The sequence below is a fragment of the Vreelandella salicampi genome (assembly GCF_013415105.1).
GTDB classification, from domain to species: domain Bacteria; phylum Pseudomonadota; class Gammaproteobacteria; order Pseudomonadales; family Halomonadaceae; genus Vreelandella; species Vreelandella salicampi.
In genome coordinates, this window is sequence record NZ_JACCDF010000004.1 from 103,253 (window position 1) to 128,664 (window position 25,412).

Here is a 25,412-nt window from a genome sequence, read left to right on the forward strand (position 1 = left end):
ACATTATCAAGCACCTTCACGGTGCCTTAAGGAGAATGCATGTCCTCAATGTATGCCCGCCTCGCGAAAGCCCGGATTGGCACCCGCCTAACCATTGGCTTCGCCACTCTGCTCGTACTGCTTGTGATCATTGCTGCCGAAGGTATCTACGAAGTCAATGAGATTGATCGTGACCTGACCACCATCAATGATAACAATGGGCAAAAACAAACTTATGCAGTCAACTGGCGCGGCAGCGTCCATGACCGTGCCATCGCCCTGCGCGATATTGTCCTAACTCAAGACGAAAGCGAGATCCGCTCGCTCAAGAACTTGATGCAAAGCCTGCGTAATAATTACGTCGAAGCGACGTCGGGTATGCAGGGTGTCATCTCCGAATATGCCGCGAGTGACCAAGGACAACGCATCCTCGATAGCATCAACGCACAGCAAGAAACCACATTAGCGCTTACTCAAGACGTCCTTAACGCGCGCGAATCCGGCAATATCGAACGCGCACAGACCCTGCTTCTCAACCAAGCAGGTCCTGCTTATGCTGAGTGGCTAGACCGCATCAACCAGTACATTGATTTACAAGAAGAGGTTAATAATGCGACCACCGCTAGTGCGCGCGACACGGCATCCGGTTTCCAGATAAAAATGCTGCTTTCGACGCTGGCCGCTCTCCTGATCGGCGTCATGATTGCGTGGTTTTTGTCACGCCAACTCCTGCGTGAGTTGGGTGCCGAACCCTATGAAGTGAAAGCCTTTGCCGAGGCCATTGGCCGTGGTGAGCTAACCACTCAAGGGCATCTTAAGAAGGGCGACAAGAGCAGCATCATGGCCGCTCAGGTCGAGATGGCCCGTGAGCTGCAAGGCATTGTGGCCCAAGTACGTGCTTCTGCTGAAGCGGTGGCAAGTAACAGCGAGCAGATCGCCGAAGGCAACAACGACCTCTCCTCGCGCACCGAGCAGCAAGCCAGTGCCCTGGCGGAAACCGCCTCAGCGATGGAGCAGCTCAACAGCACCGTTAAGCTCAACGCCGATAACTCCGCCCAGGCAAGTCAGGAAGCCTCTAGCGCCTCCAACACAGCCAAGCAAGGCGGTGAGGCGGTACACCAAGTCGTGACGACCATGAACGAGCTGAATCAGAGCTCACAGGAAATCGCCGGTATCATTTCCACCATTGACTCCATCGCTTTCCAGACCAACATCCTGGCGCTGAACGCTTCCGTGGAAGCGGCTCGTGCCGGCGAGCACGGCCGTGGTTTTGCGGTGGTTGCCGAAGAAGTGCGCAAGCTCGCGCAGCGCAGTGCCGACGCCGCCCGAGAAATCAACACGCTGATTTCCAGCAATCTCGACCGCGTTAACCACGGCAATGCCCGCGCCGAAGAGGCGAGCAAATCGACCGAAGAAATTGTCGCGGCGATTTCACGTGTGACGAGCATCATGCAGGAAATCAGCAACGCCAGCGCCGAGCAAAGTGCCGGGGTGCAAGAAGTCGGCCAGGCGGTCACCGAGATGGACCAGGTTACCCAGCAAAATGCCGGCTTAGTGCAAGAAAGCGCCAAATCCGCCAATAACCTGCGTGAAAACGCTCACCGCCTAATTGGTGCCATGTCACAGTTCAAGCTCCCTCACACGGGTAGCGAACACGCCCAGGCCGCGATTGCCAGCGCACCGCGCAGCGAACGCTCAGCTCCCGTCCCCGCGCGCACAACTCAGCAGGCACAACCCGAGTGGGAAAGCTTCTAACCGCCGCATAGAGCCCAGCCCTTAGCTGATAAGTGAGGCGACGATGAAACCCACACAGAGCCTGCTGATGGTGTTTTTACTGCCCATGCTGATCATCATAGTGCCCACGGCGGCACTGGGGCTTGCCGCCCTGCATGGGTTTAAACACCAATCAGCGGAAAACCACGCGATGCAGCGCGCAGACTTGCAAACCCTCACGCAGATGGCCACTTTCGAGCGTGAACTCAGCGAGCTGCATCAACGTGTCAGCAGCGTGCTCAATGATGCCAACCAAGGAGAGCTAAACAGCAGGGAACGCTACGTTGAGTACGGCACGATCACCGAGCAACTCTCCGCGCTCAGCCATCGTGTCGACACCCTGACCCAGTCGCCGCTTATTACCGACTTATACCCGCAAAACGCCGCCGCGCTGAAGGCGGCATTTCAGGAGTATCAGCGCTTTATTGAAATGGCCAATGAAGCCACCACACTCAACCAGAAAGAGGTGATGGTCTATTTACGCGAAGCGCAGAGCAACTTTAACCGCTTCGTGATGCTCACACAGCATGTCTTAACCGGGCTTACCCAACGCGCCAGCGAGCGAAACGACCTGGCGTTTGGCAACCTCGGCCGCTCGCTCTCTTCCAGTGTTTTTGCCAGTATCGGCATCTTGTCGTTGCTTATCATCGCCGCCGTTTTTGCCGCGTGGCGTATGAACAAACGCCTGATGCTCGTGGGCGATGCGATTTTAGAGCTCTCTAACCCGCGCCAAACCCTGCCGGCGCTAAGTGCCATCGAGCGCATAAGCCACCGCCAAAGCGGGCCCCTCAAACGGTTGGCTGATGCACTTTTGACCTTTCGCGATAACGAGCGTCAACGCCGCGACGCCGAGAAAAAAGTGCACCAACTCGCCTATTACGACACCCTGACCGACCTACCCAACTGGCGCCTGCTGCGCGAACATTTGCAACACTCCATCGAAACCAACCACAAAACCCAAACCTTTGGCGCGCTGATTTATATCGATGTCGATATGTTCAAACGCATCAACGACAGTAGCGGCCATCGCGCTGGCGATAGCATTTTGCGTCAGATTGCCGAGCGTTTAACCCAGCTCGCGGAAGAGTGCTTCACCCTCGGGCGCTTAGGAGGGGATGAGTTCGCGGTGATTATCGACGGCTTGGCCGAAGAGCATGTGCCAGCGGCGGAGAAAGCCGAGCAAGTCGCCGAGCAAATCCGTCAAGCGCTGGGCGAGCCTTACCGCCTGGATGACAACGTCGAATTTATCAGTGCAAGTCAGGGAATTGCCCTGTTTCACCGCGGCGATGAGGATATCAACGCGCTTTTTCAGTACGCCAACGCTGCCGCTCACGTGGCAAAGAAAAGCGGCCCTGGCAGCATTCGTTTTTACGACCCGGCGATTCAAGCCGAAATCGAGGAGCGCACGGTACTCGAGCGCGACTTACGCTTTGCGATTGAGCGTGAGGAATTTGTCCTGGTGTATCAAATGCAGGTCGATAACCACGGCCACCCTATCGGGGCCGAAGCGCTGATCCGCTGGCAGCACCCGCGTAACGGCTTTGTCTCGCCGGGTAAATTCATTCCGCTGGCCGAAGAGAGCGGCATGATCATCCCCATCGGTGGCTGGGTGCTCAAAGCCGCTTGCAAACAGCTGGTGGCCTGGCAGGCGGACGCCCATACCGCCGAACTGGTGCTGGCGGTGAACGTCAGCGCCAAGCAGTTTCAACAACCGGGTTTTGTTGAGGAAGTAGCCACGGTGCTTACGCAAACCGGGGCCCCGGCGCATAAGCTCAAACTGGAACTCACAGAAAGCACCGTTTTAGGGAAAGTCGAAGAGACCATCGCGCGCATGCACAAGCTCAAAGCCCTTGGCGTTAGCTTCGCAATGGACGATTTCGGCACCGGCTACTCTTCGCTGCAATACTTAAAACGCCTGCCGCTCGATCAACTCAAGATTGACCAATCCTTCGTGCGCGATTTGCACCAAGATCCGGAAGACAAAGCGATTGTGCAGACCATTATTGCCATGGGGCGGGCGCTACACCTGAATATCATCGCCGAAGGGGTCGAAACCCAGGCACACTGGCGTTATTTGAGCGAACACCAGTGCCACGCCTATCAGGGCTACTACTTTTGCAAACCCGTCAGCGCCGTCGAAATGGCCCAGACGTGCCTGGCGCCGCCGGCGTTAGCCTGACGGCGGTGTCCCCGGCTATTCGCCGGGCTGCCAGCCGTTGACGATGGGGTAGCGGCGATCACGCCCAAAGCCACGCGGGGTGACGCGCACGCCAACCGGCGCCTGGCGACGTTTGTACTCGCAACGATCAACCAGCTTGACGATCTGATACACGTCGTCGCGCTTAAAGCCCGCGTCGATCATCGCTTCCGCGCTCATATCGCCCTCGATATAGCGCACCAGGATGGCATCCAGCGTGTCGTAGTCGGGCAGCGAGTCACTATCCTGCTGACCAGGCGCCAACTCGGCGCTCGGCGGGCGCTCGATCACGCGTTCGGGGATGGCAGGCGACTCGCTATTACGCCAGCGAGCCAACCGGTATACCCAGGTTTTATACACGTCTTTAATGGCGTTGTAGCCGCCAACCATATCGCCGTAGAGCGTGGCATAGCCGACGGCCATCTCACTTTTGTTACCGGTGGTCAGCACCATCAGGCCCTTCTTGTTGGAGATGGCCATCAGCAGCACGCCGCGGCATCGTGACTGCAGGTTTTCCTCGGTGGTGTCGCGCTCGGTGCCGGCAAAGCTTTCTGCCAACGTGCTCATAAAGGCTTCAACCATCGGCTCGATGGGCATGATCTCGTACTCGACCCCGAGCATTTTGGCCTGTTCGGCGGCATCCTGTTTGGAAATATCGGCGGTGTAGTGATAAGGCATCATCACCGCTTGCACGCGCTGCGGGCCAAGAGCATCGACCGCAATCGCCAGCGACAGGGCCGAATCGATCCCGCCGGAAAGCCCGAGCACCACGCCTTTAAAGCCGCTTTTATTGACGTAATCCCTAAGGCCCGTCACCAGCGCGCAGTAAAGGCTCTCCTCCGGCTCAACCTCAGGCTCAATCTCGCCGGGCTCTGGCACCCAGGCCGAAGCGCTTTGCTGGCGCAATTGCACCGGCATCAACCCCGCCTGCCAATACGGCGCCAGCACGCTGAGTTCGCCCTGAGCATCCACGCAGCACGAGCCGCCGTCAAACACCAGCTCGTCCTGGCCGCCAATGGTGTTGACGTAGATAATCGGTTTTCCCACATCTAAGGCACGCGCCTCCAATAGGCGCAGCCGCTCGGCGGGTTTGTCGTGATGATAGGGTGAGGCGTGAAGGCTAACCAGCACCTCGGCCCCCGCCTTGCAGGTAGAACGGACCGGCTCGCCGTCCCACAGATCTTCACAAATCAAAATCCCCAGCTTCGCGCCCTTGTGCTCGTAAACCAGCGGCTCAGTGCCCGGCGTGAAGTAGCGCTGCTCATCGAAGACTTGGTAGTTAGGCAGCGCGTGCTTGGCGTACTCCGCCTCCCACCGGCCGTTATACAACACACCGGCGAGGTTATAACAGCGCCCTTCGCGCACCCCGGGGTAACCGATAATCACCAGCACATCGCGGGCGACTTTTTCCGCCATCGTCGCACGGGCTTCGCGCAAACGCGTCTCCATCGACGGGCGTAGCAGTAAATCCTCTGGCGGGTAGCCAGAAAGAAACAGCTCAGGGAAGACAACAATATCGGCGCCATGCTCGATGCGCGCTTCGCGCACCGCTTCAATCGCGCGGGCGGCGTTGCCGGGAATATCCCCCACCAGGGGGTCGAGTTGGGCCATGACCAGCGTTAAGTCTTGCATGGGCGTTCAAATCTCTTGAGAATCGTGAAATCGCAGTGACGCTTTACTCGCCCCATTGTCCCGCAAGGGCAAGCGGCTGGCAAAGGTCGCACTGACACCCCTGGGAGTTTTAAAGGATGAACCTGTTGATCATTCGTTTAATCATTTTCGCCGTGCTGTTTTTTGCCGGCCTCAAACTTTACGGCATGTACCGCGAATGGAAACTTGACCGCGAAACGCTGGAGCAAAACCCCGAACGCCGCGATGGCGGCCAGATGGTGCGCTGCCAATGGTGCAACGTTCACGTGCCGGAACAAGACGCCCTGCGCGAACAACAGCAGTGGTTCTGCTCAAGCGCCCACCGCGACCGCTTTCTCCAAGAACAGCGCGAAGAAGCACCGACCCAACATCAGCATGAGGACCCTGATAAACGCGACTAGGCCAAGCGCCCTTCCAGACGGTACGGCACCGGGTCAATCAACGCCTCGCGCCCCAGTAGTTGATCCACCAGCAAGTGCGTGGAGGCCGGCGCCAACACCAAACCATTGCGGAAATGCCCCGCGTTGACGTAGAGCCGCTCCCAACCCGGCACCGCGCCGATAAACGGCGTGCCATCGGGCGATCCGGGGCGCAGCCCGGCCCAGTGGTGCGCCACCGGGTAACCTGCCAAGGCGGGCACAATGGCTTCCGCGCTCTGCTTCAGCAGCGCCAGCGCCTCGGCGTCGGTGGTTTTATCAAAGCCGATATCTTCCAGCGTTGAGCCGGCCAGTACCAGACCATCGGCGCGGGGAATCACGTAGCGCCCGTCTTTTAATATCACCCGGCTGACCAGCCCCGGCGGCGTTTGAAAGGCAATCATCTGTCCTTTGATGGGCCTAACCGGCAGTGCTACCTCCAACGTCGCCAGAAGCCCCGCCACCCAGGCGCCGCCGCAGACGATCACGCGCTCACCGTGTAGCGGACCTTGGGCGGTTTCGACGCCGGTGATCGTGCTGCCTTGGCGAATAAAGCGCTGTACTTCGCGCCCCTCACGCAGCGTAACCTCAGGCATCGCACTCAAGCGCGCTTTCAGCGCCTGCGCTAAGCGCGGATTGCGGATACTGCCGAGGGTCGGCATCCATAGAGCTCGTTCGCTGGGCGCTGCTTGCGGCTCCTTCTCGGCCACGAAGTCGCTATCGACGCGCTTAAGTGGCTTACCCATCGTGCGTGCCCAAGCAAGGGCTTTCGCCTCGTCGTCGACGTTGAGGTACAAAAGACCCTTCTGGCGATACTCCGGGTCAATGCCCGTCTCTTCCCACAAGCGAAGAGAAAGCGTGGGGTAAGCGCCTTCTGACCAGCGCGACAGCTGTGAAATTGGCGTGGCGTAGCGCCACGGATAAAGCGGCGACACAATGCCACCGCCGGCCCAGGAAGCCTCTTGCCCGCACTCACCACGTTCCACCAGCGTCACCCGTTGACCGGCATCCGCCAACTGCAGCGCGGTCATCATACCGATGACCCCGCCACCAATAATTAAGAAATCGCTCACACGTTTTGTCCGTTTTGGCTTACAGAACTTTGGCCAGCACCGTCTAGCTTGATGGGTAGAACACCACCGCCTGGCCGCCGACCTTGAGCATAACCGCGCAGCCGAGCGGGTCAAGCGGCATTCATCACGGCCAGGGAGGCTTTCCTGTGAAATCCCCATCCCGAGGATTTACCCTGCTGGAGTTGTTGGTCGTCATATTGCTAATGGGCATCATGGCCACGTTAGCCACGCCCAGCTTTATCGCCTTTGGCGAACGCAATGCCCAAAGTGCAGCCGTCAATCAGCTACAGAGCACGCTAGCGTTTGCGCGCAATACCGCAATTACGCAGCGCGTGGAGGTCACGGTCTGCCCGACGGACGCTGAGCGAGAAGCGTGTATTAACCAATGGAGTGGCCCGATTCTTGTGGTCGCGGGAGATAAACAGGAAAACTTCGATACCGATGATATCGTGCGAGTTTTTCCAGCGACGCAAAGGGCCAAAATCGCCTATAGCAGGAATTGGAAGCGCATCAAATTCACGCCGCTAGGGCATAGCAGCGGCTATAATGGACGCTTTTTTGTTTGCCCGGACAAGGCTGAGAGGGGAAGTGAGCTCGTACTTAGCCAACTTGGCCGTTTACGAACCAAGGAGCAGCCCTATGACTGCTCCTCGTCGTGAGCACTTTATGGGTGACGGCGCGCCTAGCTCAGCCCATCGAGATACCGCTCGGCATCGAGTGCGGCCATGCAGCCGCTGCCAGCGGAGGTAATCGCTTGGCGGTAAACGTGATCCATCACATCACCGGCGGCAAACACACCCGGAACGCTAGTCGCCGTGGCGTTGCCGTCAAGGCCCGATTTCACCTTGATATAGCCGCCGCCCATTTCCAGCTGTCCTTCGAACATACCCGTATTCGGGCTGTGGCCAATGGCGATGAAAAGCCCCGGCGCGTGCAACTCTTTGCTGCTGCCGTCTTGGGTCGACTTCAGCCGCACCCCGGTCACGCCGGTGTTATCACCCAGCACCTCGTCGACTTCTTGGAACCATTCAACGGCCATATTGCCGCTTTCCACTTTCTCAAACAGCTTATCCTGAAGGATTTTCTCCGCACGCAGCGTATCGCGGCGGTGTACCAACGTCACCTTGGAGGCGATATTGGACAGATACAGTGCCTCTTCCACGGCGGTATTGCCGCCGCCCACCACGATCACTTCCTGTTGGCGGTAGAAAAAACCATCGCAGGTCGCACAAGCCGACACGCCTTGGCCCATAAATTTTTGCTCGGACTCGAGGCCGAGATAACGCGCGCTGGCACCGGTGGCGATAATCAGCGCATCGCAGGTATAGGTGCCGCTATCGCCTTTCAGGGTGAAAGGTTTTTCGCCTAGCGTGACCTCGTGAATATGATCAAACAGCACCTCGGTGTTAAAACGCTCAGCATGCTGTTTCATCCGCTCCATTAACTCAGGCCCTTGCACGCCCTCGGCATCCCCCGGCCAGTTATCCACGTCAGTAGTGGTGGTGAGCTGACCACCCGCCTGGATACCGGTAATCAGCAACGGGTTGAGGTTGGCGCGCGCGGCGTAAACGGCGGCCGTATAACCGGCGGGGCCGGAGCCGAGAATGATCAAGCGTTCGTGACGTGTTTCCATGCAAGCACCTTGATGAGATGAAATGTGATCGCCCTTCAATAAGCTCAGGGCGATCAGAAGAAATTTGCGTTAATAAATGGTACCAGCTCAGTGCGATTACAAGGGTTTATCTTAGCGATTAGGCGAATATTGCCTTGAAATCATTTATCCACACACCCATGTGCTATTAGTGTATTGAGAAAACGATTGTTGAGGCATTAAAAGAACAAACCGTAAAGAAGACACAGATCGTCGCTCTGCGAAACGGCTGCTAAGCTGTATCGCTGAAAAGGAGAAACCTATGAGCAAGAGTCCCGAATCGCTACAAACCGAGTCGCTACAGACTCTCGAGGTGGGTAGCCAGACCTATCACTACTACAGCCTTCCTCACGCCGCCAGCGCGCTAGGCAACATCGACCGCCTGCCCAAGACCCTCAAAACGCTACTCGAAAACCAGCTACGCTTCGCCGATGACGAAAGCGTCGATGTTGAAGACATGCAAGCGCTGGTCGATTGGCAGAAGGAAGGCAAATCGAGCCGCGAGATCGGCTACCGCCCGGCTCGCGTGCTGATGCAAGATTTTACCGGTGTACCCGGTGTGGTGGACCTTGCCTCTATGCGCGCCGCCGTTGCCAAGCTCGGCGAAGACCCATCGCGCATCAATCCGCTCTCACCGGTGGATTTGGTTATCGACCACTCGGTAATGGTGGATAACTTCGGCAACGCCGCAGCGTTTCAGGATAACGTCGATATCGAAATGCAGCGTAACCGCGAGCGCTACGAATTTCTGCGCTGGGGACAGGAAGCGTTTGATAACTTCCGCGTAGTCCCGCCCGGCACCGGTATCTGTCACCAGGTCAACCTGGAGTATCTTGGCCAAACGGTGTGGACGAAACAGGAAGACGGCAAGACCTTTGCCTACCCCGACACGCTCGTCGGCACCGACTCCCACACCACCATGATCAACGGTTTGGGCGTGCTCGGCTGGGGCGTTGGCGGTATCGAAGCGGAAGCCGCCATGCTCGGCCAGCCGGTCTCCATGCTGATTCCTGAAGTGGTCGGCTTTAAGCTTACCGGTAAGCTTCGCGAAGGCATCACCGCCACCGACCTGGTATTGACGGTCACCGAAATGCTGCGCAAAAAGGGCGTGGTCGGTAAGTTCGTTGAGTTTTACGGCGACGGCCTGAAAGATCTGCCGCTGGCCGACCGCGCCACCATCGCCAACATGGCACCCGAATACGGCGCCACCTGTGGTTTCTTCCCGGTTGACGATGAAACGCTCAACTACATGCGTTTAACCGGCCGCGACGACGAGCAGGTTGCGCTGGTGGAAGCTTACAGCAAGACCCAAGGCCTATGGCGCGAACCGGGTGACGAGCCGGTCTTCACCGACTCGCTTCACCTGGATATGAACGAGGTCGAAGCCAGCCTTGCCGGTCCGAAACGTCCGCAGGACCGTGTCGAGCTGAAAGACATGCCAACGGCCTTCGCCCAAGTCATGAAAGACGACGGTAAAGCGCTCGCCCCTCAGTCATCGCCGGATAAGCTCGCCTCTGAAGGCGGCCAAACCGCCGTGGGCGTTGAACGTAGCTTTGATCACGACGACAGCCAAAACGTCAATTTCAAAGACCAGGATTTCAAGCTCAACCCGGGCGCAGTGGTGATTGCGGCAATCACCTCTTGCACCAACACCTCCAACCCCAGTGTGATGATGGCGGCCGGTCTTGTGGCTCGAAATGCCCGCAAGAAAGGCTTAACGACCAAACCATGGGTCAAAACTTCGCTCGCGCCAGGCTCCAAGGTGGTAACCGACTACCTTAAAGCCGCTAACCTGAACGACGATTTAGACGCGCTCGGGTTTAATCTCGTCGGCTACGGCTGCACCACGTGCATCGGTAACTCCGGCCCGTTACCGGAAGAAATCGAGAAAGCCGTCTCGGATGGCGATTTGACCGTTGCCTCCGTGCTCTCGGGTAACCGTAACTTTGAAGGCCGCGTTCACCCGCTGGTGAAGACCAACTGGCTCGCTTCACCGCCCCTGGTGGTTGCCTATGCGCTCGCTGGCAACGTGCAGTGCGACCTCACCCAAGACGCGCTGGGCCAAGATAGCGATGGCAACCCGGTATATCTGAAAGACGTTTGGCCGTCGCAAGCGGAAATTGCCGAAGCCGTAGAGCAGGTAAATACTGAGATGTTCCGCAAGGAGTACGGCGAGGTATTTGAAGGGGACGATATCTGGAAATCCATTGATGTGCCGCAGAGCAAGGTCTACCAGTGGCCGGAATCGACCTACATCCAACACCCGCCGTTTTTTGAAGGCATGGAACGTGAGCCCGACGCCATCGAAGACGTGAAAAATGCGCGTGTGCTAGCGATGCTGGGCGACTCGGTGACCACCGACCATATCTCGCCGGCCGGCGCCATCAAGCCCGACAGCCCGGCCGGGCGCTACCTTCAGGAGAAAGGCGTCAAGCCGGTCGATTTCAACTCCTACGGCTCGCGTCGCGGGAACCACGAAGTGATGATGCGCGGCACTTTCGCTAACGTGCGGATCAAAAACGAAATGCTCGACGGCGTGATCGGCGGCGAAACCCGCCACGTGCCAAGCGGCGAGCAAATGGCGATCTACGACGCGGCGATGAAGTACAAAGAGGAAGGCAAGCCGCTCGTCGTCATTGCTGGCAAAGAATACGGCACTGGCTCCTCGCGCGATTGGGCGGCCAAAGGCACGCGACTTCTCGGCGTGCGTGCGGTCCTCGCCGAATCGTTCGAGCGTATTCACCGCTCCAACCTGATCGGCATGGGCGTGGTACCGCTGCAGTTCCCTGAGGGCGAAAGCCGTCAAACGCTCGGTTTAACCGGCGATGAAGAAGTCTCGATTGAAGGGCTTTCCGAGCTAAGCCCGGGCGGCAACGTCAAAGTCAGAATCTTGAAAGCTGACGGCGAAGTGCACGATCTCGACGCCAAATGCCGAATCGATACCGTTAATGAGCTGGCGTACTACCGTCATGGTGGTATCCTTCATTATGTGCTGCGCAAGATGATTGGCGCAGCCTAGTCGGGTAACCGACCGATCCAATGCTTGCAGCCCCCACTACGGTGGGGGCTTTTTTTGCGCTCTTTTTTTGTAAACACTTTTTATACACACCTTTGAGATTAAAACGCGCGGCGGCGGTAAAGGCGGTACTCCGGCGACCAACAGTTGCGCTCGATAGCCTCGCGCAGCTTGGTACCATTCGTTTTTAGTGCAACGCCGTTTTGCTGCGCCTGAGCGGCGACCTCAAAGGCGATGGACGTGCTGATCTCATTAATGCGCGAAAGTGGCGGTAACAAGGCGCCTTTACCTTCTTTCACCAGCGGTGCTTCGCGCGCTAGCGCCCGAGAGGCACTCATCAGCATTTCATCGGTCACTCGCGAGGCATTAGCGGCGAGCACGCCAAGCCCAATGCCGGGGAAGATGTAGGCGTTATTACACTGCGCGATAGGGTAGGAGCGCCCGTTATGCACCACCGGCGCGAAGGGGCTACCGGTTGCCACCAGCGCCTTGCCGTCCGTCCAACGGATGACATCCTCCGGCACCGCTTCGGCGCGAGACGTGGGGTTGGAGAGCGGCATAATGACCGGGTGTTCACAGCCAGCGTGCATGGTGCGGATAACGTCTTCGGTAAAAATCCCTTGCTGACCGCACACGCCGATCAGCACGGTCGGCTTCACTTGCGCGATGGTCTCTTCCAAGGCCTGGCCGTTCCAGTCTTTTACCAACGTCGCGTCGTGGGCTAAGCGGCGCTGGAAATCGCGCTGCCATGTTTGATCCGAGGTCATCAACCCCTCGCGATCGACCATAAAGATGCGCGCGCGCGCCTCGGCTTCGCTTAAGCCTTCCGCCATCATCGATACCACTGCTTGCTCGGCGATGCCACAACCGGCTGACCCACCGCCGACAAACACCACACGCTGATCCGCGATGGTCTCTTCCCGCGCCTGGCAAGCCGCCATCAAGGTGCCAACCACAACGGATGCCGTCCCCTGCACGTCATCGTTGAAGCAACAAAGCTCGTCGCGATAGCGCTCTAACAGCGGGACCGCATTGGCTTGGGCGAAGTCTTCAAACTGCAGCAACACGTTCGGCCAACGGCGTTTTACCGCGGCCACAAAGTCGTCCATGAAAGCGTCATACTCTTCCTGACTAACCCGCTCGTGGCGCCAGCCCATATACATGGGGTCATCCAAAAGCGACTGGTTGTTGGTGCCCACGTCCAGCATGATGGGCAGCGTGTAGGCCGGGCTAATCCCCCCACAGGCGGTATACAGCGCAAGCTTACCAATCGGGATGCCCATGCCACCGATGCCCTGGTCTCCCAGACCCAAAATACGTTCGCCATCGGTGACCACGATGACCTTGACGTTGTCTTTGGTGGCACTGCGCAAAATGTCGTCCATGTACTCGCGATCCGGGTAGCCGATGAAAAGCCCCCGGTGATTGCGGTAAATATTGGAGAATTCTTGGCACGCCTTGCCCACGGTGGGGGTATAAATAATCGGCAGCATTTCTTCCAAGTGCTGAGAAACCAAGCGGAAGTAGAGCGTTTCGTTGTCATCCTGAATCGCGCGCAGGTGGATATGGCGCTCAAGATCGCTATGGCACTGCTGATACTGGCGATACGCACGCGCTAGCTGATCCTCAATGGTCTCGACCTTTTGCGGCAAGAGCCCAATCAAATTAAACTCCAGACGCTCCTGCTGGGAAAACGCGCTGCCTTTGTTGAGCAGCGGCATTTCCAACAGCGACGGGCCAGCATAAGGAATATACAGGGGACGTTTTTCGTGGGTCATGGGCACTCTCCGCTTTTTTATCTCAGATGGCTGCTGCGGTGCAATAAAACCAAGCACTTACGTTAGCATAGCCATAATGTAACACGGCCCTAAGGCAAACTCTTTACCTGTTGAGAGGACTTTGCGACCCTTTCTTGTAACATTAGATTACTCATACTTTATATTTTCTACGTACTTATACATTTTCAATCTTTTACCAACGTGCATAGCGCGATGGGGGTGATGTGCTCACAGTAGCGCTGTTTTTCTTTGCCAATATATTGTTTTGCTTAGCCTATATGGTCCGTGACATGGCGTATTTGCGCGCCATTACGATTCTTGCAGCAAGCAGCACGCTGCCTTATTTCTATTTTCAAGCGTCGCCTCTCTACTCTGCCATGGTGTGGCAGGTCGCTTTTATCGTCATCAATGCGTTTAACTTAACCGCGCTACTGCTCCAGCGGCGCCCCATTAAGCTCACTGAGCAGGAAACGTGGTTACAGCAAACCACGTTGCGCTTGCTGAAGCCCCGAAAAATGCGTCGTCTCCTCCGGCTCGCCGAAACGCATGAGATCGAAAAAGGCGAACTGCTTATCGAAAAAGGCCAAGAGCTAAATGCGCTGCTGCTTATTTTATCGGGCCATGCTCAGGTTGAAATCAACCAGCAGCAACGTGCCAACCTCTACCCGGGAGATTTTGCCGGTGAGATGAGTTTTATCAGTCACAAGCTCACCAGTGCCGACGTGGTTGCCGAAGAGCCAGTGCGCTATTTAGTCTGGCCCGCTCATACCCTTGAGCGCTTGTACTTGCGCGACCCCGACATGAAATACGCCCTGCAAGGCGCTATTGGTATGGATATGGCAAATAAGCTCGCCCGTTGATCCAAAAAACGGCCTAACGTTGGTAGTATTCCAGGCATTAACTCGATTCAGCTTATATGCTGAATAAAAATAAGTGCTATCAGGTGCCCTATGAGTCAAGCGGCTTGCGACGACGACATTACCCGTATTCGTCAACTCAACGAGATCGGCATTGCCCTTTCCTCCGAGCGTAACCATGACGCCTTGCTTGAGCGTATTCTTACCAGTGCCCGTGAATTAACCCAAGCAGACGCAGGCACGCTCTACACCGTCGACGCTGCAAAACAGCAACTCTCGTTCGCCATCGTGCAAAACGATACGCTAGGCATTCGCCTCGGGGGGCTCAGCGAGCCAGTAGGCGATCAGTTCCCCACAATTGAGTTGTATCAAAACGACGGCTCACCCAATCAACATTTGGTGGTGGCGTATACGGTGTTAAACGACTGCACCGTCAATATCGAAGACGCTTACACGGCGGAAGGCTTCGATTTCTCCGGCACACGCAAATTCGACCAGGCGACGGGGTATCGCTCGCGGGCGTTTCTCACCGTGCCCATGCACAACCACGAGGGCGATACGGTGGCGGTGCTGCAGCTTTTAAATAAGCGTACCGCCGACGGTATCGAAGGCACCTTCAGCCAGGCGGATCAACATATCGCCGAATCGCTTGCCTCGCAGGCCGCCGTTGCCATCACTAACCAACGCTTGATTGCGGAAATGCAGGCGCTGTTCGACAGTTTTACCCGCGTTATCGCCACCGCCATCGATGCCAAGTCCGCTCACACCGGCGCCCACTGCCGCCGCGTCCCTGACGCTACATTGTTGCTCGCTGAGGCGACGCACCGCTCAAGGCGCCCGGAAGTGGCCAACTTCACGCTGACGAACGACGACCGCTACGAACTCAAAACCGCCGCCTGGCTGCACGACTGCGGAAAAGTCGTCACCCCGCACCATGTCATGGAGAAGTCGACCAAGCTTGAAGGGCTGTTTGACCGCCTGCCTATGATTGAGGCGCGCTTCGCGGCCAAGCAACAAGCGCTTAACGCCGCGCAGCTGCGCGCCGAGCTCGATGCCTCCCGAAACGGTCAGCCACTGAGTGATACAAAACACGATGCTTTCGCGGCCGATCAGCAAGCCCTTCAAGCCTCTCTCAACCTAGTGCGCCGCTCCAATTCAGGCGGCGAGTTCATGCAAGATGACGATATCGAGCGACTTCACGCTATTGCGCAAGAGACATGGGAAGACGCCGAAGGCCATCAAAAGCCACTATTAACCGACGAAGAGCTCGAAAACCTGTGCATCCGCCGCGGCACGCTAAATCACGACGAGCGCAAAATCATTGAAGGGCATATGACCGCCACGCTCGATATGCTTGGCGAGCTACCGTTCCCGAAGCATTTACAGCGTGTGCCCGAATACGCAGGCGGCCATCACGAACGCATGGACGGCACCGGCTACCCCAATGGCTTAACCCGTGAACAGCTGTCGCTGCCGGCACGCATGATGGGCATTGCCGACGTTTTCGAAGCGCTCACTGCGCCGGATAGGCCTTACAAAGCGCCGATGAAGCTCTCTCAAGCGCTGACCATCATGGGGCGCATGGTCGAAGACAACCATTTGGACCCGGATTTATTCGCCGTGTTTGTCGAGGAAGGCGTGTATCTCGATTACGCCCGCCAGCACCTTGCCGATGACCAATTTGATACGGTGGATACCGCTTCGCTACCGGGGTTATACGACACATTATCCGCCTAGGTCTACGATTCACTTTTCGCAAAGATACTAACAACGCTATGCAAATACTCCCCCTTGGCGCAAGCGGCGGCCTAGAACCACAGCAAGGCACCAGCGCTTTTCACCTGCCGCCCCATACGCTTGTCGATGCAGGCACAGGGGCTTCACGGCTTAGTGACGCAGCGCTGTCGTCACTGAACAGCATTTTGCTGACGCACGCGCATCTTGACCATATCGCAAGCCTCCCGCTTCTCGTCGATACGCAGTTTGAAGCCCTTGCCGAACAACAGCGCGCCTTAAGCGTCTATGCGCTGCCGGAAGTGCTTGAAATACTTCAAACGCATATATTCAACGGGCATATTTGGCCTGATTTCACCCGTCTTCCCTCAGCGGACACACCCGTACTTCGCTTTGTGCCTATCACGTTTTGGCAACCATTTACGTTATCTGGGGAGTCGAATAGAACGCTTCAAGCGACACCGTTTCCTGTCACTCACGGCGTCCCCACCTGTGGCTACCGTATTAGCGATGGCACCACCCAGGTCGCCATCAGCGGCGATACCGGTCTGAGCGAGACAACCATTTCATCGCTTAACCGCTTAGGCGCGCTCGATCGTTTGGTTATCGAATGTGCCTTTAGCAACCACCTGGATGCGCTGGCAGAAGTCGCACACCACCTGACACCGCAACGTCTCACCGTACTACTCGATAGCCTGGATACACTGCCGGAAGAATTATGGATCACGCACTTGAAGCCCAAACAGCGTGACACTATTGCCATGGAGCTACGCCAACAGCTTCCCTCTACGCTGCGCTGGGAACTGCCATCATGAGGAACCCAATGCCGTTTAACGTCTCCCGACTCTCTTACTGCTGCCTTTTTGGCACGCTTTTGAGCGCGACGCTCGCGTCCTCTGCCTGGGGTTACCAAGCTGAACTCGAAAGTGCCCAACAAGCCCTCGCCCAAGACGATAACCAGGCCGCCTACGAGCAACTGCAAGCGCTTGAAATAGAACACAGCGGCGCCCCTGAGTTTGATTACTGGTTGGGCGTGGCCGCCCTTCGCGCGGGTGAGCCCAGTCACGCGCTGATTGCGTTGGACCGCGCGATTTTACGCCAACCCAACCACGCTGGCGCCCGCATGGAGCGGGTTGCCGCGTTACTACACCTTGACCAGCGCCGCGCTGCCGAGCGTGAAATCGAACAGCTGCAAGCGCTTTCGCCACCGCCCGAAGCACAAGAGGCCATTGCCCGGTTTCAAGCGGTGATTGAGCAGCGCCGTCAAGCGGAAAGCAGCCCGCAACACCAAGCCCGCTTAGGGGTGGATCTCGGCTATGACAGCAATCCGCAGCGGTTTCCTGACGAAATCGCCATCGACCCGCTGCAGCCTGATTTACGCCAAGTGTTTGACGAGCTTATCGAGATGGGCCTTGAACCCAATGGCGACCCATCGCAATTTGACGAACGGGTATTCAGCAGCGACGCCAGTACCTATCAGCGGCTACAAGGCAGCTACCAGGGTGTTTTCCCTATCGATGAACAGTCCCGCTGGCGTATTAGCACCACCGGCCAAGCGCAACGCTATACCGAAGAAGCAGCGCAAGATTACGATCTCACCCTCGCCCAAGCCCAAGTGGGCTATCAGCGTGATTTAGAAGCGCAACGCGTGTTGACGCTGCGCGGCTCGGCGCTACAGGGGTGGAGTGGTCAACAGCAAAGCCGCTTGCTCACCCGCTGGGGCACCGCCGCCGATCTACGCCAGCCCATCGGCTTAGACAGCGAACTCACCTGGCAGCTCGGCGCGCAGCATAACCGCTTTAGCGCTTCCAACAATGACTACAATGCAGGCCGCATTGGCGTTCAATGGAATACCAACCATTCTGATTTTCGCACCCGTTTAAGCGCGCAACTCGAACATGAATGGGCGGATGAAAGTCGCGACGGCGGTGACCTTATTCAAGTGCGCCTTGGCGCCGGCTTGGATTACCCAATTAATGACCAACATCTGATTCGCGCCGATCTCAACCACCGAGTCCGCACCTATCAAAACGACGGCTTCGCGCTCTACAACGACTTTGCTCCCACTGAGCGTCGCGACCGCATTTGGCAAGCGCGGCTGGCATGGCTTTACCAGCTCAATAGCGACTGGCTAGTGGAAGCCAGTGCCGATGCTGAACGCCGCCTCTCCTCGATCGAGTTCTTTGACACGCAGCGCTTTCAAACACAGTTAGGGCTTCGCTACCTTTTCTAATGGGGATTGTTATGGTCTGTTTTCACAAGCGCCCACTGGCTCGCTTCACCTCGCTAAGCTTGGGTAGCCTGGCGCTGCTACCCCTTCCCTCCTTTGCCGACACACCGGCCGGGCGGGTAATGTTTGTTCATGGCGACGCCTCTATCGAGCGCGACGGCGAACGCATTCCCGCCGAGCGCGGCGCGGACTTCTTCGCCGGCGATACGTTTCACACAGCGCAAGCCAGCACGCTGCAGCTGCGCTACAGCGACGGCGGCACCAAGGCCATTCGCCCGGGCAGTAGCTACACCCTTGAGCGCTACGAACTCGACGAAGACTCACCGGAAGATTCGGAACAAAGCGGTGAGCTGCTCCGCGGCGGCCTGCGCGCGATTACCGGCGCCATCGGCCGCAACGCGCCAGAAAATGTCTCGCACAGTACGCCCGTTGCCACCATGGGGATCCGCGGCACCAGCTTTCAAATGCTGCACGTACCCGAAGGCGGGAGCGACGCGCTACCCGGCGTCGGCACGGGCAGTTACCTCTACGTTGAAAGCGGCATGGTCGCCATGTCAACGGATGCGGGCGAAACCCTCATACGCCCCGGCCAAGTTTTTTTCACGCCATCAGCTAATGACGCACCCCGGTTGTTGCCTGACGGCGTAAACATCTTTGAGCAACTTGATGAAAACATGCCGCAAGGCGGCGAAGATGATAGCGACGAAGACGCGTCAGCAGAAACATCCCAAAGTGAAGCAGGTACTTCCCAAGGCAGCGATGACGAGACAGAAACGTCCCAAAGCGAAGCAAGTACCAACGATGGCGCGACAGAAACCACGGATGAGGCAGGCACGCCCCCCAATAACCAAGCCACTTCTGCCCCTCCAACGGCCTCCCCGACTCCTAGTTCAAACACCTCCACAGAAGGGACTTTTTTTGAAAATGCTGAACTCACATCCGTAGAAGACGATGGTGCAGTACAAAATACAATCAGCGAAAACCAAGCCGCAGAAGAGGCGACTGAAGCGCCCACACCAGAACCCACGGAAGAACCGACCGAAGAGCCCACTCAGGAACCCACAGAAGAACCGACCGAGGAGCCCACTCAGGAACCCACGGAAGAACCGACCGAGGAGCCCACCCAGGAACCCACGGAAGAACCGACCGAGGAGCCCACCCAGGAACCCACGGAAGAACCGACCGAGGAGCCCACTCAGGAACCCACCGAGGAACCAACCGAGGAGCCCACTCAGGAACCCACAGAAGAACCAACCGAGGAGCCCACTCAGGAACCCACGGAAGAGCCAACGGAAGAACAAGTGCTCAATGCGCGTATCGAAGAACAGCTCGGCTTCAATAACCTAGATGCACTGCGCGGGCGCGATACATCTGGGAACAATGTTTTAGGAGATGACTTCACCACAAGCTTTGTCGCCGTTGCTCTGGATCGCAACGACAGCAACCTGTCTGGCATCTCCGCTAACGCTACACGCTGGCGGGAAGACAATGGGGCAGCCTTGACGGGAATTAACCGCAGCTCTCAAGCGATCCATAGCGCAAAAAATGCCACCCCAGAACTGGCTGACAGGGTAGCGTTAAGTGAAGTGGAAAATGTTAGCCTTTACTGGGGTCGCTGGGCGGCAAGTGACTTGCGTCTTGTTGATGAAGAGGAAGGAACGTTAAGCCCACTTGAAGGTGACCTTCATTACATCGCAAGTAACGCCGTGTTAAGTAATATCAGTGAAGAGCAGCTCTCGGCGCTGTTTGCATCACCAGATGCGCTGGCAAACTCCACGATCCCATTTGACATCGCTGCCAGCACCGGGCTAAGCACCAATGGCCAGCCGCTACTGCTCGATACCGAAACTTCTCAGCTCACTATCAGCGCAGAAGATGGCGCCCTCTTTATTCGTGCCGACTTTTACCTGTCACCTGAAATTGATGCACCAGAAGACGAGCTGCCGCGCTACCACGCCAGCGGTCAGCTAGCACTGACAGAGTTTGCCGTCGCTGATGAAAACGGAAGCCGGAGCAATATTATGCTCACCGGCACCGACATCACGACCGGCAATTTCGGCGGACGTTTTGTCGGCCAAGAGAGTGCGACAGGCGCCATTGGCAACCTCTACGTTGAAGTTGCCACCGGTGATAACTACACCAGCGCCTACGGCAGCCTCGGCTTTAGCCGTGGTGAGCTGCAAACGCTTCCCCCTGCCCAGCAGCTCGGCTTCGAAAACACTGACGCCATGCTGACCCAGGGCGTGAGCGGCAGCGACGCTGGCTTTCTTGGCGGCACGGGCCAGCTCTTGCTCACCACCGGCGAAAACGGTGAGCAAGCGGTATCTCCCGATGCCACCCGCTGGAACGACAAACTGCGCTCAGCCACCCTCGATGAGGCACGCTTGCAGACCCAGGCCGGCGCCGAGCCAGCCAACTTCCAGGTGATCTCGCTTGGGGATCGCGAGGCAACTTCAGGTAGCGCCACCGCGATCTACTGGGGCCGTTGGGCCAGCGAGGACATCGCGCGCTTAAGCACAGACGGCACGGAGCTTTTAACCCCGCTGGGCAACGTGGGCGATCTCCATTATGTCGGCAGCAATCAGGTACTCGACGTGGACAACATGACAACCACCGAGGCCACTACGTTAATTGAGCAGCTAGCCAATCTCGACCCAGATACGCCTTTTGCACCTGGCAACCGCGTTGATTTTTCACTCGTCACCCCCGGCGAGCTCACTGTTAATGACGGCTCGCTAACGGTGCGCGATGACTCAACGTTCTCTCTCGCTTACCAAACGCGTGATACGATCACCCCCCTGCATGCCCAAGCTCAGTTCTATCTGGTCGATGAAACCGGCACGGTCTACCTGGCACAGTCCAGCGAGTGGCTGGAGAACTTCTTTTATGATGACGGAAGCGGCGCGCAGCGCTTGACGTTTGGCCAAGGCGGCGGCTCCATCCCCCCAGGCGTCACCCCCGTCAGCGGCGGTCACTTCTCCTCGCGCTTTACCGGCACGGATGACGGTACCGGCACTGGCGAGGTCGACGGCGTGATCGGCAACCTCTACGTCGAGATCGACGGCGGTGATCGCAGCGCTTACGGCAGCCTAGGCTTCGGGCGCGAGCCAGCACCTGAACAGTGGATTAACTTTGAGCCTACCCTCCAAAACAGTTTACTTAGTTACGGAGGCAGCGATTATATTAATGATCTTTATCAACAAAATATCTCGCCTTCGGATCAAGGGTCATACGCTTTCGGTAACGGTGAAATCGTCTGGGGGTATTGGGGAAGCGGTACAGAAATCCCTAGCAATACAGGCTTCACTGCCCCCATTCCGGCTTCTATCGCTTTCATTGCTACTTCCAATGATATCTCGGACTCTAGCTTAACGTTGAGTGATTCAGTCCTTATCGCTTTAAGCAACCAATTAACAACGAACGTGACATTTAATTGGGTCGACGGTACAGGCCTGGTGCCAAATGACGGCGGCGAGATTATCCCTATCCTAAGCGACAGCTCTATTGAGCTATCCAACGACGCCGGTGTAAGCGTTGAGATTCTATTGGATGGCTTCGGGAAGTTGAGCGGTAACAAGTTATCTGAAAACTTCTCGCTCGATAATATTTCGCTGGACGAAGTTGTATGTGGTGATAGTGGTTGCTTTGATGGCGGTACATTCAACGGCAAATATATCGGCGAAGACGCCGCCGCCATCATGAGTCTGATCGAAGCCTGGGGAGATTCGAGTAGCTATAGTGGAACAGGTCTTTTTGAGCGCGACTAATTATGCTAGGCACGAACTCTGATGGTAGGTGCTTGAGGTTTCTCGATGACAATGCCTGTGCGGTAATCAACGCCACTAAGCTCGGCGTAATCGGCCAAGGTGCGCGTGCTGCCTAAACCATACGGTTCAGGTAGCACGCCTTGAATCAACGACCGCAGCCGCTGTAATGCGCTTTGGCGGCGCTGCTGAAAACTGACGGTGCGCCGGGCTTCTAAGTCTTGGCGCCAATGATGTGACGCATAGACGTGCTTAGGCTGCTTGTACAAATGGGACAGCGGCACCCTGTCATAACGCCCGTGAAATATATCCCAGCCATGGGTGAATGCCCGCAGCGCTAGCGCCTGTTCTTCTCCATGAAAGTAAAAGTTAGCGTCGTAAGGCACTTCGTGAACAAAGCGTCCCAGCGTTAGCAGGAAACCACCGGCTATATAGCCTCCGCGCGCCACGTAGTCATAGTGTTGGTCGGGTAATGCCTGGTAGGCAACTTTGGCTTTTAACAAGGGTTGGTCAGCGGTAAACGTATCCGCGTTTTTGAACGCAAAAATACCGAGCCGCGGTATGTCGCGTAGCTTCTTAAACGGCTGGCTTTGTTCATCAAACTCAAACGGCGGAGGATAGATGCTTAAAATTGGCTTGTGACTCAGACGTGTCAGCATCTCAAACTGCTGCTCTAGGGCCGTATCCCACCCCGGATCAAGCCAAGTGTGCGAATCAATTTGCAAGTAGTAAGTTTCATCATCGAAAAGCGTTTGTGCCAAGTGACGCGCCCAACACACTCCGCGCGAGTGCAGTGGATTCACATGCAGATAACGAATTTGATCCGCATACGCCTGTTGTTCCACCCAAGCTTGCTGGCTATCAAAACTTTGATCCACGACACCGGCGACGATACGCTCTGGGTGATGCGCCGACTCAAAAAGACTCTTTAACGTAAAGCGCAACCAGGGGTCGCAAAAAGCAGCAATGCTGACAAAAAAGCGAGGTTTTGTTGACGTTTGCGTATCATGAGGCATCACTTCTCCGTATGCGTCCATACCCCGTCCCAATCGGACGGGGGTGGGTCTGCTTTGAACAGCTCAATCCGTTCAAGGTACATCTGCGTGGGAGCATCGTCCTGGTCGGGTAGCGCCTTAAAGGCACGCTCGGCGGATTCGAAATCCGCTGCATGATAAAGATCCATCGCCTGCTCGAAGGCGGTGTGCCATTCGCGCTGAGACTGGGTAAGCGATTCCCAGCGGCTAATCGGCTCTAAAATCCATAGCGGCGTGCTGCGCCCTTTCACGCGTACTTTATCGAGGCGGCGATAGCACCACCCGGGCGCTTGCTCGGTGGTGGTGTCGCTGACGATCACGCTCACGCCATAGGCTTTCGTCAGCCCTTCCAGGCGCGAGCCGAGATTGACGTTATCGCCCATCACCGTATACGCCATGCGAAAGCTTGAGCCCATGTTACCCACGCTCATCGGCCCGGTGTTGAGGCCAACGCCCATCGCCAGCGCGGGCTTGCCTTCGGCGGTAAACTCGCGGTTGATGTCTTCCAGGGCCGCTAGCATCGCGAAGGCGCCTTCAAGGGCGTGATCCGCGTGTTGCTCGTCGTGCAGCGGCGCGCCCCAGAACGCCATGATGGCATCCCCCATGTACTTATCGATGGTGCCATTGTGCTGATGAATGGCGCCGGTCAGCGGCGTCAACAGCCGGTTCATCACCTCGGTAAGCTCCGATGGCGGGATCGACTCAGAAAACGCGGTAAAGCCGCGCACGTCGGAGAACAGCACGGTGAGCTCGCGCTCTTCCCCTTCCAGACCAAAGCTTTCGCCGCTTTCGACCATATCCTCCACCAGCTGGGGCGGAATGTACTGGCCGAAGCGGTCGGCGACCCAGCGTTTCTGCTGCGTTTCACGCAGAAAGTTCATCGCCAAGTGCCATAGCATCTGCGCCACCAGCAGCAGCAATAACCCTGCAATAGGCAACGCCAGCCCCTGGAACCACGCCCAAAGATTACCGCCTACCGCTGTTGCAAGCAGTACGCCACTCACCACGAGCAAAAGCGGCGCATTTAAGTGGGGATACAGCAACACCATAAGAAGCCCAAGCGACCCCAAGCTCACCAGCTCAAAGCCCAGCACCCAGGGTGGCTGGGCTTTGATGCTCTGATGCAGCATCCCCGCCAGCAGGCTCAAGTTAATCTCCGGCCCAGGGTAAACCGCCCCGACGGGCGTTGAGCGTAGATCCATCAGCCCCGGGGCGGAGGCACCCAGAATCAGCGTTTTCCCCGCCAGCGCGCCCGGCTCAAGGCGCCCTTCCAAGACATCGGCCGCTGAATAGTAATCGAAGTGCCCACGCGGGCCGTACCAAGGCACCAGCGCCGCCCCTCGTGCATCAACCGGGACTTCGAAGCCGCCGACATCCAACGCTTCCAACTGAGAGACACCAGCACCTTCGCCAATCATTGGGGTGATTGATGGCTGCCCCAGCATGGTCAGTAGCATCGCCAGGGGCAAATTGGGGTACAGCTCGCCTTCCCATCGCTGCAGCATGGGGACACGGCGAAACACACCGTCGGCATCCACACGTGGATTATCAAAGTAGCCTGCACTCAATGCATTTTGCTGCAATACGGGCAGGTTAGCGGTAAAGCGTTCTGGCGTGGGGAAAGGGAGCGGCGTAGACTCTTCAACCCTGGCAGGCATGGGCAACTTCCCAACCGAAGGCGGGTCGCTCGGTTGGCGCGACGCCTGGAAGTAGTACCCTAGCACCACCGGGTAGTCCGCCAAGGTATCCGCCAACTGCTCGTCACCGTTAGCCGGCGGCGCCAAATCGTTTAATTGGGGGTGTTCGCGGGCAAGCTCTTCCCAGTGTTGCTGCCAAAGCGCGGTCTCCGGCTCGGCAAACACCACATCAATGCCCAAAAGCCCGGCGTCGTACTCGGTGAATAGCGTTTCCACCAGCTCCGCCACGGTAGCGCGTGGCCATGGCCACTGGCCTATTTCGTACAGGCTGCGCTCATCGATATCGATAATCGCCAATGATGGGTCGGCCTGCTCACTAAGCGTGCCGCGCACTTTCAGGTCATACGCTTGCCACTCCAGGCGTTCCAGAATGGGCAGTGGCACCCACCCCACTCTTTCCGCCAGCAACAAGAGCACAATCAGCGCACCACCGATGTATTGTAGCCAGCGCCAATAGCGGCTCTTTTGCGAAGGGTGCTGTTGAGAAGAGTCTGTCGCCACGCCAAGGGCCTCGTTACCAATGTAATGACAAACTAGCATGCACGGTGCGTTAAAACGAAAAC

General features: G+C 57.2%; 16 protein-coding genes. 10 read left to right on the forward strand and 6 right to left on the reverse strand.

What is annotated here, in order from left to right; all coding sequences use genetic code 11:
- The first annotated feature begins 39 nt into the window (after positions 1 to 39).
- Together HZS81_RS06725 and HZS81_RS06730 are read left to right on the forward strand one after the other, a co-directional pair.
- The gene (locus HZS81_RS06725; RefSeq protein ID WP_179929791.1) at positions 40 to 1,734 is read left to right on the forward strand and encodes a methyl-accepting chemotaxis protein; all 1,695 of its coding nucleotides are present in this window, start codon (positions 40 to 42) and stop codon (positions 1,732 to 1,734) included.
- Between the two features lie 43 nt (positions 1,735 to 1,777).
- Positions 1,778 to 3,931, forward strand: a complete 2,154-nt coding sequence (locus HZS81_RS06730) for a putative bifunctional diguanylate cyclase/phosphodiesterase (RefSeq protein ID WP_179929792.1) — start codon at positions 1,778 to 1,780, stop codon at positions 3,929 to 3,931.
- A gap of 15 nt (positions 3,932 to 3,946) precedes the next feature.
- On the opposite strand, the gene HZS81_RS06735 is transcribed toward HZS81_RS06730, so the two are convergent.
- Positions 3,947 to 5,581, reverse strand: coding sequence for an NAD+ synthase (locus HZS81_RS06735; protein WP_179929793.1), 1,635 nt, complete (start codon positions 5,579 to 5,581; stop codon positions 3,947 to 3,949).
- Between the two features lie 116 nt (positions 5,582 to 5,697).
- On the opposite strand from HZS81_RS06735, the gene HZS81_RS06740 reads away from it, so the two are divergent.
- Positions 5,698 to 6,000, forward strand: coding sequence for a PP0621 family protein (locus HZS81_RS06740; RefSeq protein ID WP_179929794.1), 303 nt, complete (start codon positions 5,698 to 5,700; stop codon positions 5,998 to 6,000).
- Here HZS81_RS06740 and thiO read toward each other — a convergent pair.
- On the reverse strand, positions 5,997 to 7,088 hold the full coding sequence (gene thiO, locus HZS81_RS06745; protein WP_179929795.1) for a glycine oxidase ThiO: 1,092 nt from the start codon (positions 7,086 to 7,088) through the stop codon (positions 5,997 to 5,999). The two genes, HZS81_RS06740 and thiO, sit on opposite strands and share 4 nt — an antisense overlap.
- A 146-nt stretch (positions 7,089 to 7,234) precedes the next feature.
- Here thiO and HZS81_RS06750 point away from each other — a divergent pair, with 146 nt between their 5' ends.
- Positions 7,235 to 7,747: a GspH/FimT family pseudopilin gene (locus tag HZS81_RS06750; protein WP_338401821.1), complete on the forward strand. Its 513-nt coding sequence runs from the start codon at positions 7,235 to 7,237 to the stop codon at positions 7,745 to 7,747.
- A 23-nt stretch (positions 7,748 to 7,770) separates the two neighbouring features.
- Here HZS81_RS06750 and trxB read toward each other — a convergent pair whose 3' ends face one another.
- Positions 7,771 to 8,721: a thioredoxin-disulfide reductase gene (gene trxB / locus HZS81_RS06755; RefSeq protein WP_179929796.1), complete on the reverse strand. Its 951-nt coding sequence runs from the start codon at positions 8,719 to 8,721 to the stop codon at positions 7,771 to 7,773.
- Positions 8,722 to 9,001: 280 nt separating this feature from the next.
- Here trxB and acnA point away from each other — a divergent pair, with 280 nt between their 5' ends.
- Positions 9,002 to 11,758: an aconitate hydratase AcnA gene (acnA, locus tag HZS81_RS06760; RefSeq protein WP_179929797.1), complete on the forward strand. Its 2,757-nt coding sequence runs from the start codon at positions 9,002 to 9,004 to the stop codon at positions 11,756 to 11,758.
- 98 nt (positions 11,759 to 11,856) lie between these two features.
- On the opposite strand, the gene HZS81_RS06765 is transcribed toward acnA, so the two are convergent.
- On the reverse strand, positions 11,857 to 13,533 hold the full coding sequence (locus HZS81_RS06765; RefSeq protein ID WP_179929798.1) for an NAD-dependent malic enzyme: 1,677 nt from the start codon (positions 13,531 to 13,533) through the stop codon (positions 11,857 to 11,859).
- A gap of 224 nt (positions 13,534 to 13,757) precedes the next feature.
- On the opposite strand from HZS81_RS06765, the gene HZS81_RS06770 reads away from it, so the two are divergent.
- From HZS81_RS06770 to HZS81_RS06790, 5 genes are all read left to right on the forward strand, one after another.
- A complete protein-coding gene (locus HZS81_RS06770) occupies positions 13,758 to 14,393 on the forward strand; it encodes a cyclic nucleotide-binding domain-containing protein (protein WP_179929799.1) in 636 nt (211 codons plus the stop codon).
- Positions 14,394 to 14,483: 90 nt separating this feature from the next.
- Positions 14,484 to 16,127 (forward strand): HD domain-containing phosphohydrolase, encoded by a 1,644-nt coding sequence (locus tag HZS81_RS06775; protein ID WP_179929800.1) that lies wholly within the window; start codon positions 14,484 to 14,486, stop codon positions 16,125 to 16,127.
- 38 nt (positions 16,128 to 16,165) lie between these two features.
- On the forward strand, positions 16,166 to 16,939 hold the full coding sequence (locus tag HZS81_RS06780) for a 3',5'-cyclic-nucleotide phosphodiesterase (protein ID WP_179929801.1): 774 nt from the start codon (positions 16,166 to 16,168) through the stop codon (positions 16,937 to 16,939).
- An 8-nt stretch (positions 16,940 to 16,947) separates the two neighbouring features.
- Positions 16,948 to 18,357: a hypothetical protein gene (locus tag HZS81_RS06785; RefSeq protein ID WP_179929802.1), complete on the forward strand. Its 1,410-nt coding sequence runs from the start codon at positions 16,948 to 16,950 to the stop codon at positions 18,355 to 18,357.
- A gap of 11 nt (positions 18,358 to 18,368) precedes the next feature.
- Positions 18,369 to 22,121, forward strand: coding sequence for a FecR family protein (locus tag HZS81_RS06790; RefSeq protein ID WP_179929803.1), 3,753 nt, complete (start codon positions 18,369 to 18,371; stop codon positions 22,119 to 22,121).
- A gap of 5 nt (positions 22,122 to 22,126) precedes the next feature.
- Here the strand turns inward: HZS81_RS06790 and HZS81_RS06795 are convergent, their stop codons facing one another.
- The gene (locus tag HZS81_RS06795; protein ID WP_179929804.1) at positions 22,127 to 23,134 is read right to left on the reverse strand and encodes a GlcNAc-transferase family protein; all 1,008 of its coding nucleotides are present in this window, start codon (positions 23,132 to 23,134) and stop codon (positions 22,127 to 22,129) included.
- Positions 23,134 to 25,350, reverse strand: a complete 2,217-nt coding sequence (locus HZS81_RS06800) for a CHASE2 domain-containing protein (protein ID WP_338401822.1) — start codon at positions 25,348 to 25,350, stop codon at positions 23,134 to 23,136. Before HZS81_RS06800 ends, HZS81_RS06795 begins: the two co-directional genes overlap by 1 nt.
- Positions 25,351 to 25,412 lie beyond the last annotated feature (62 nt).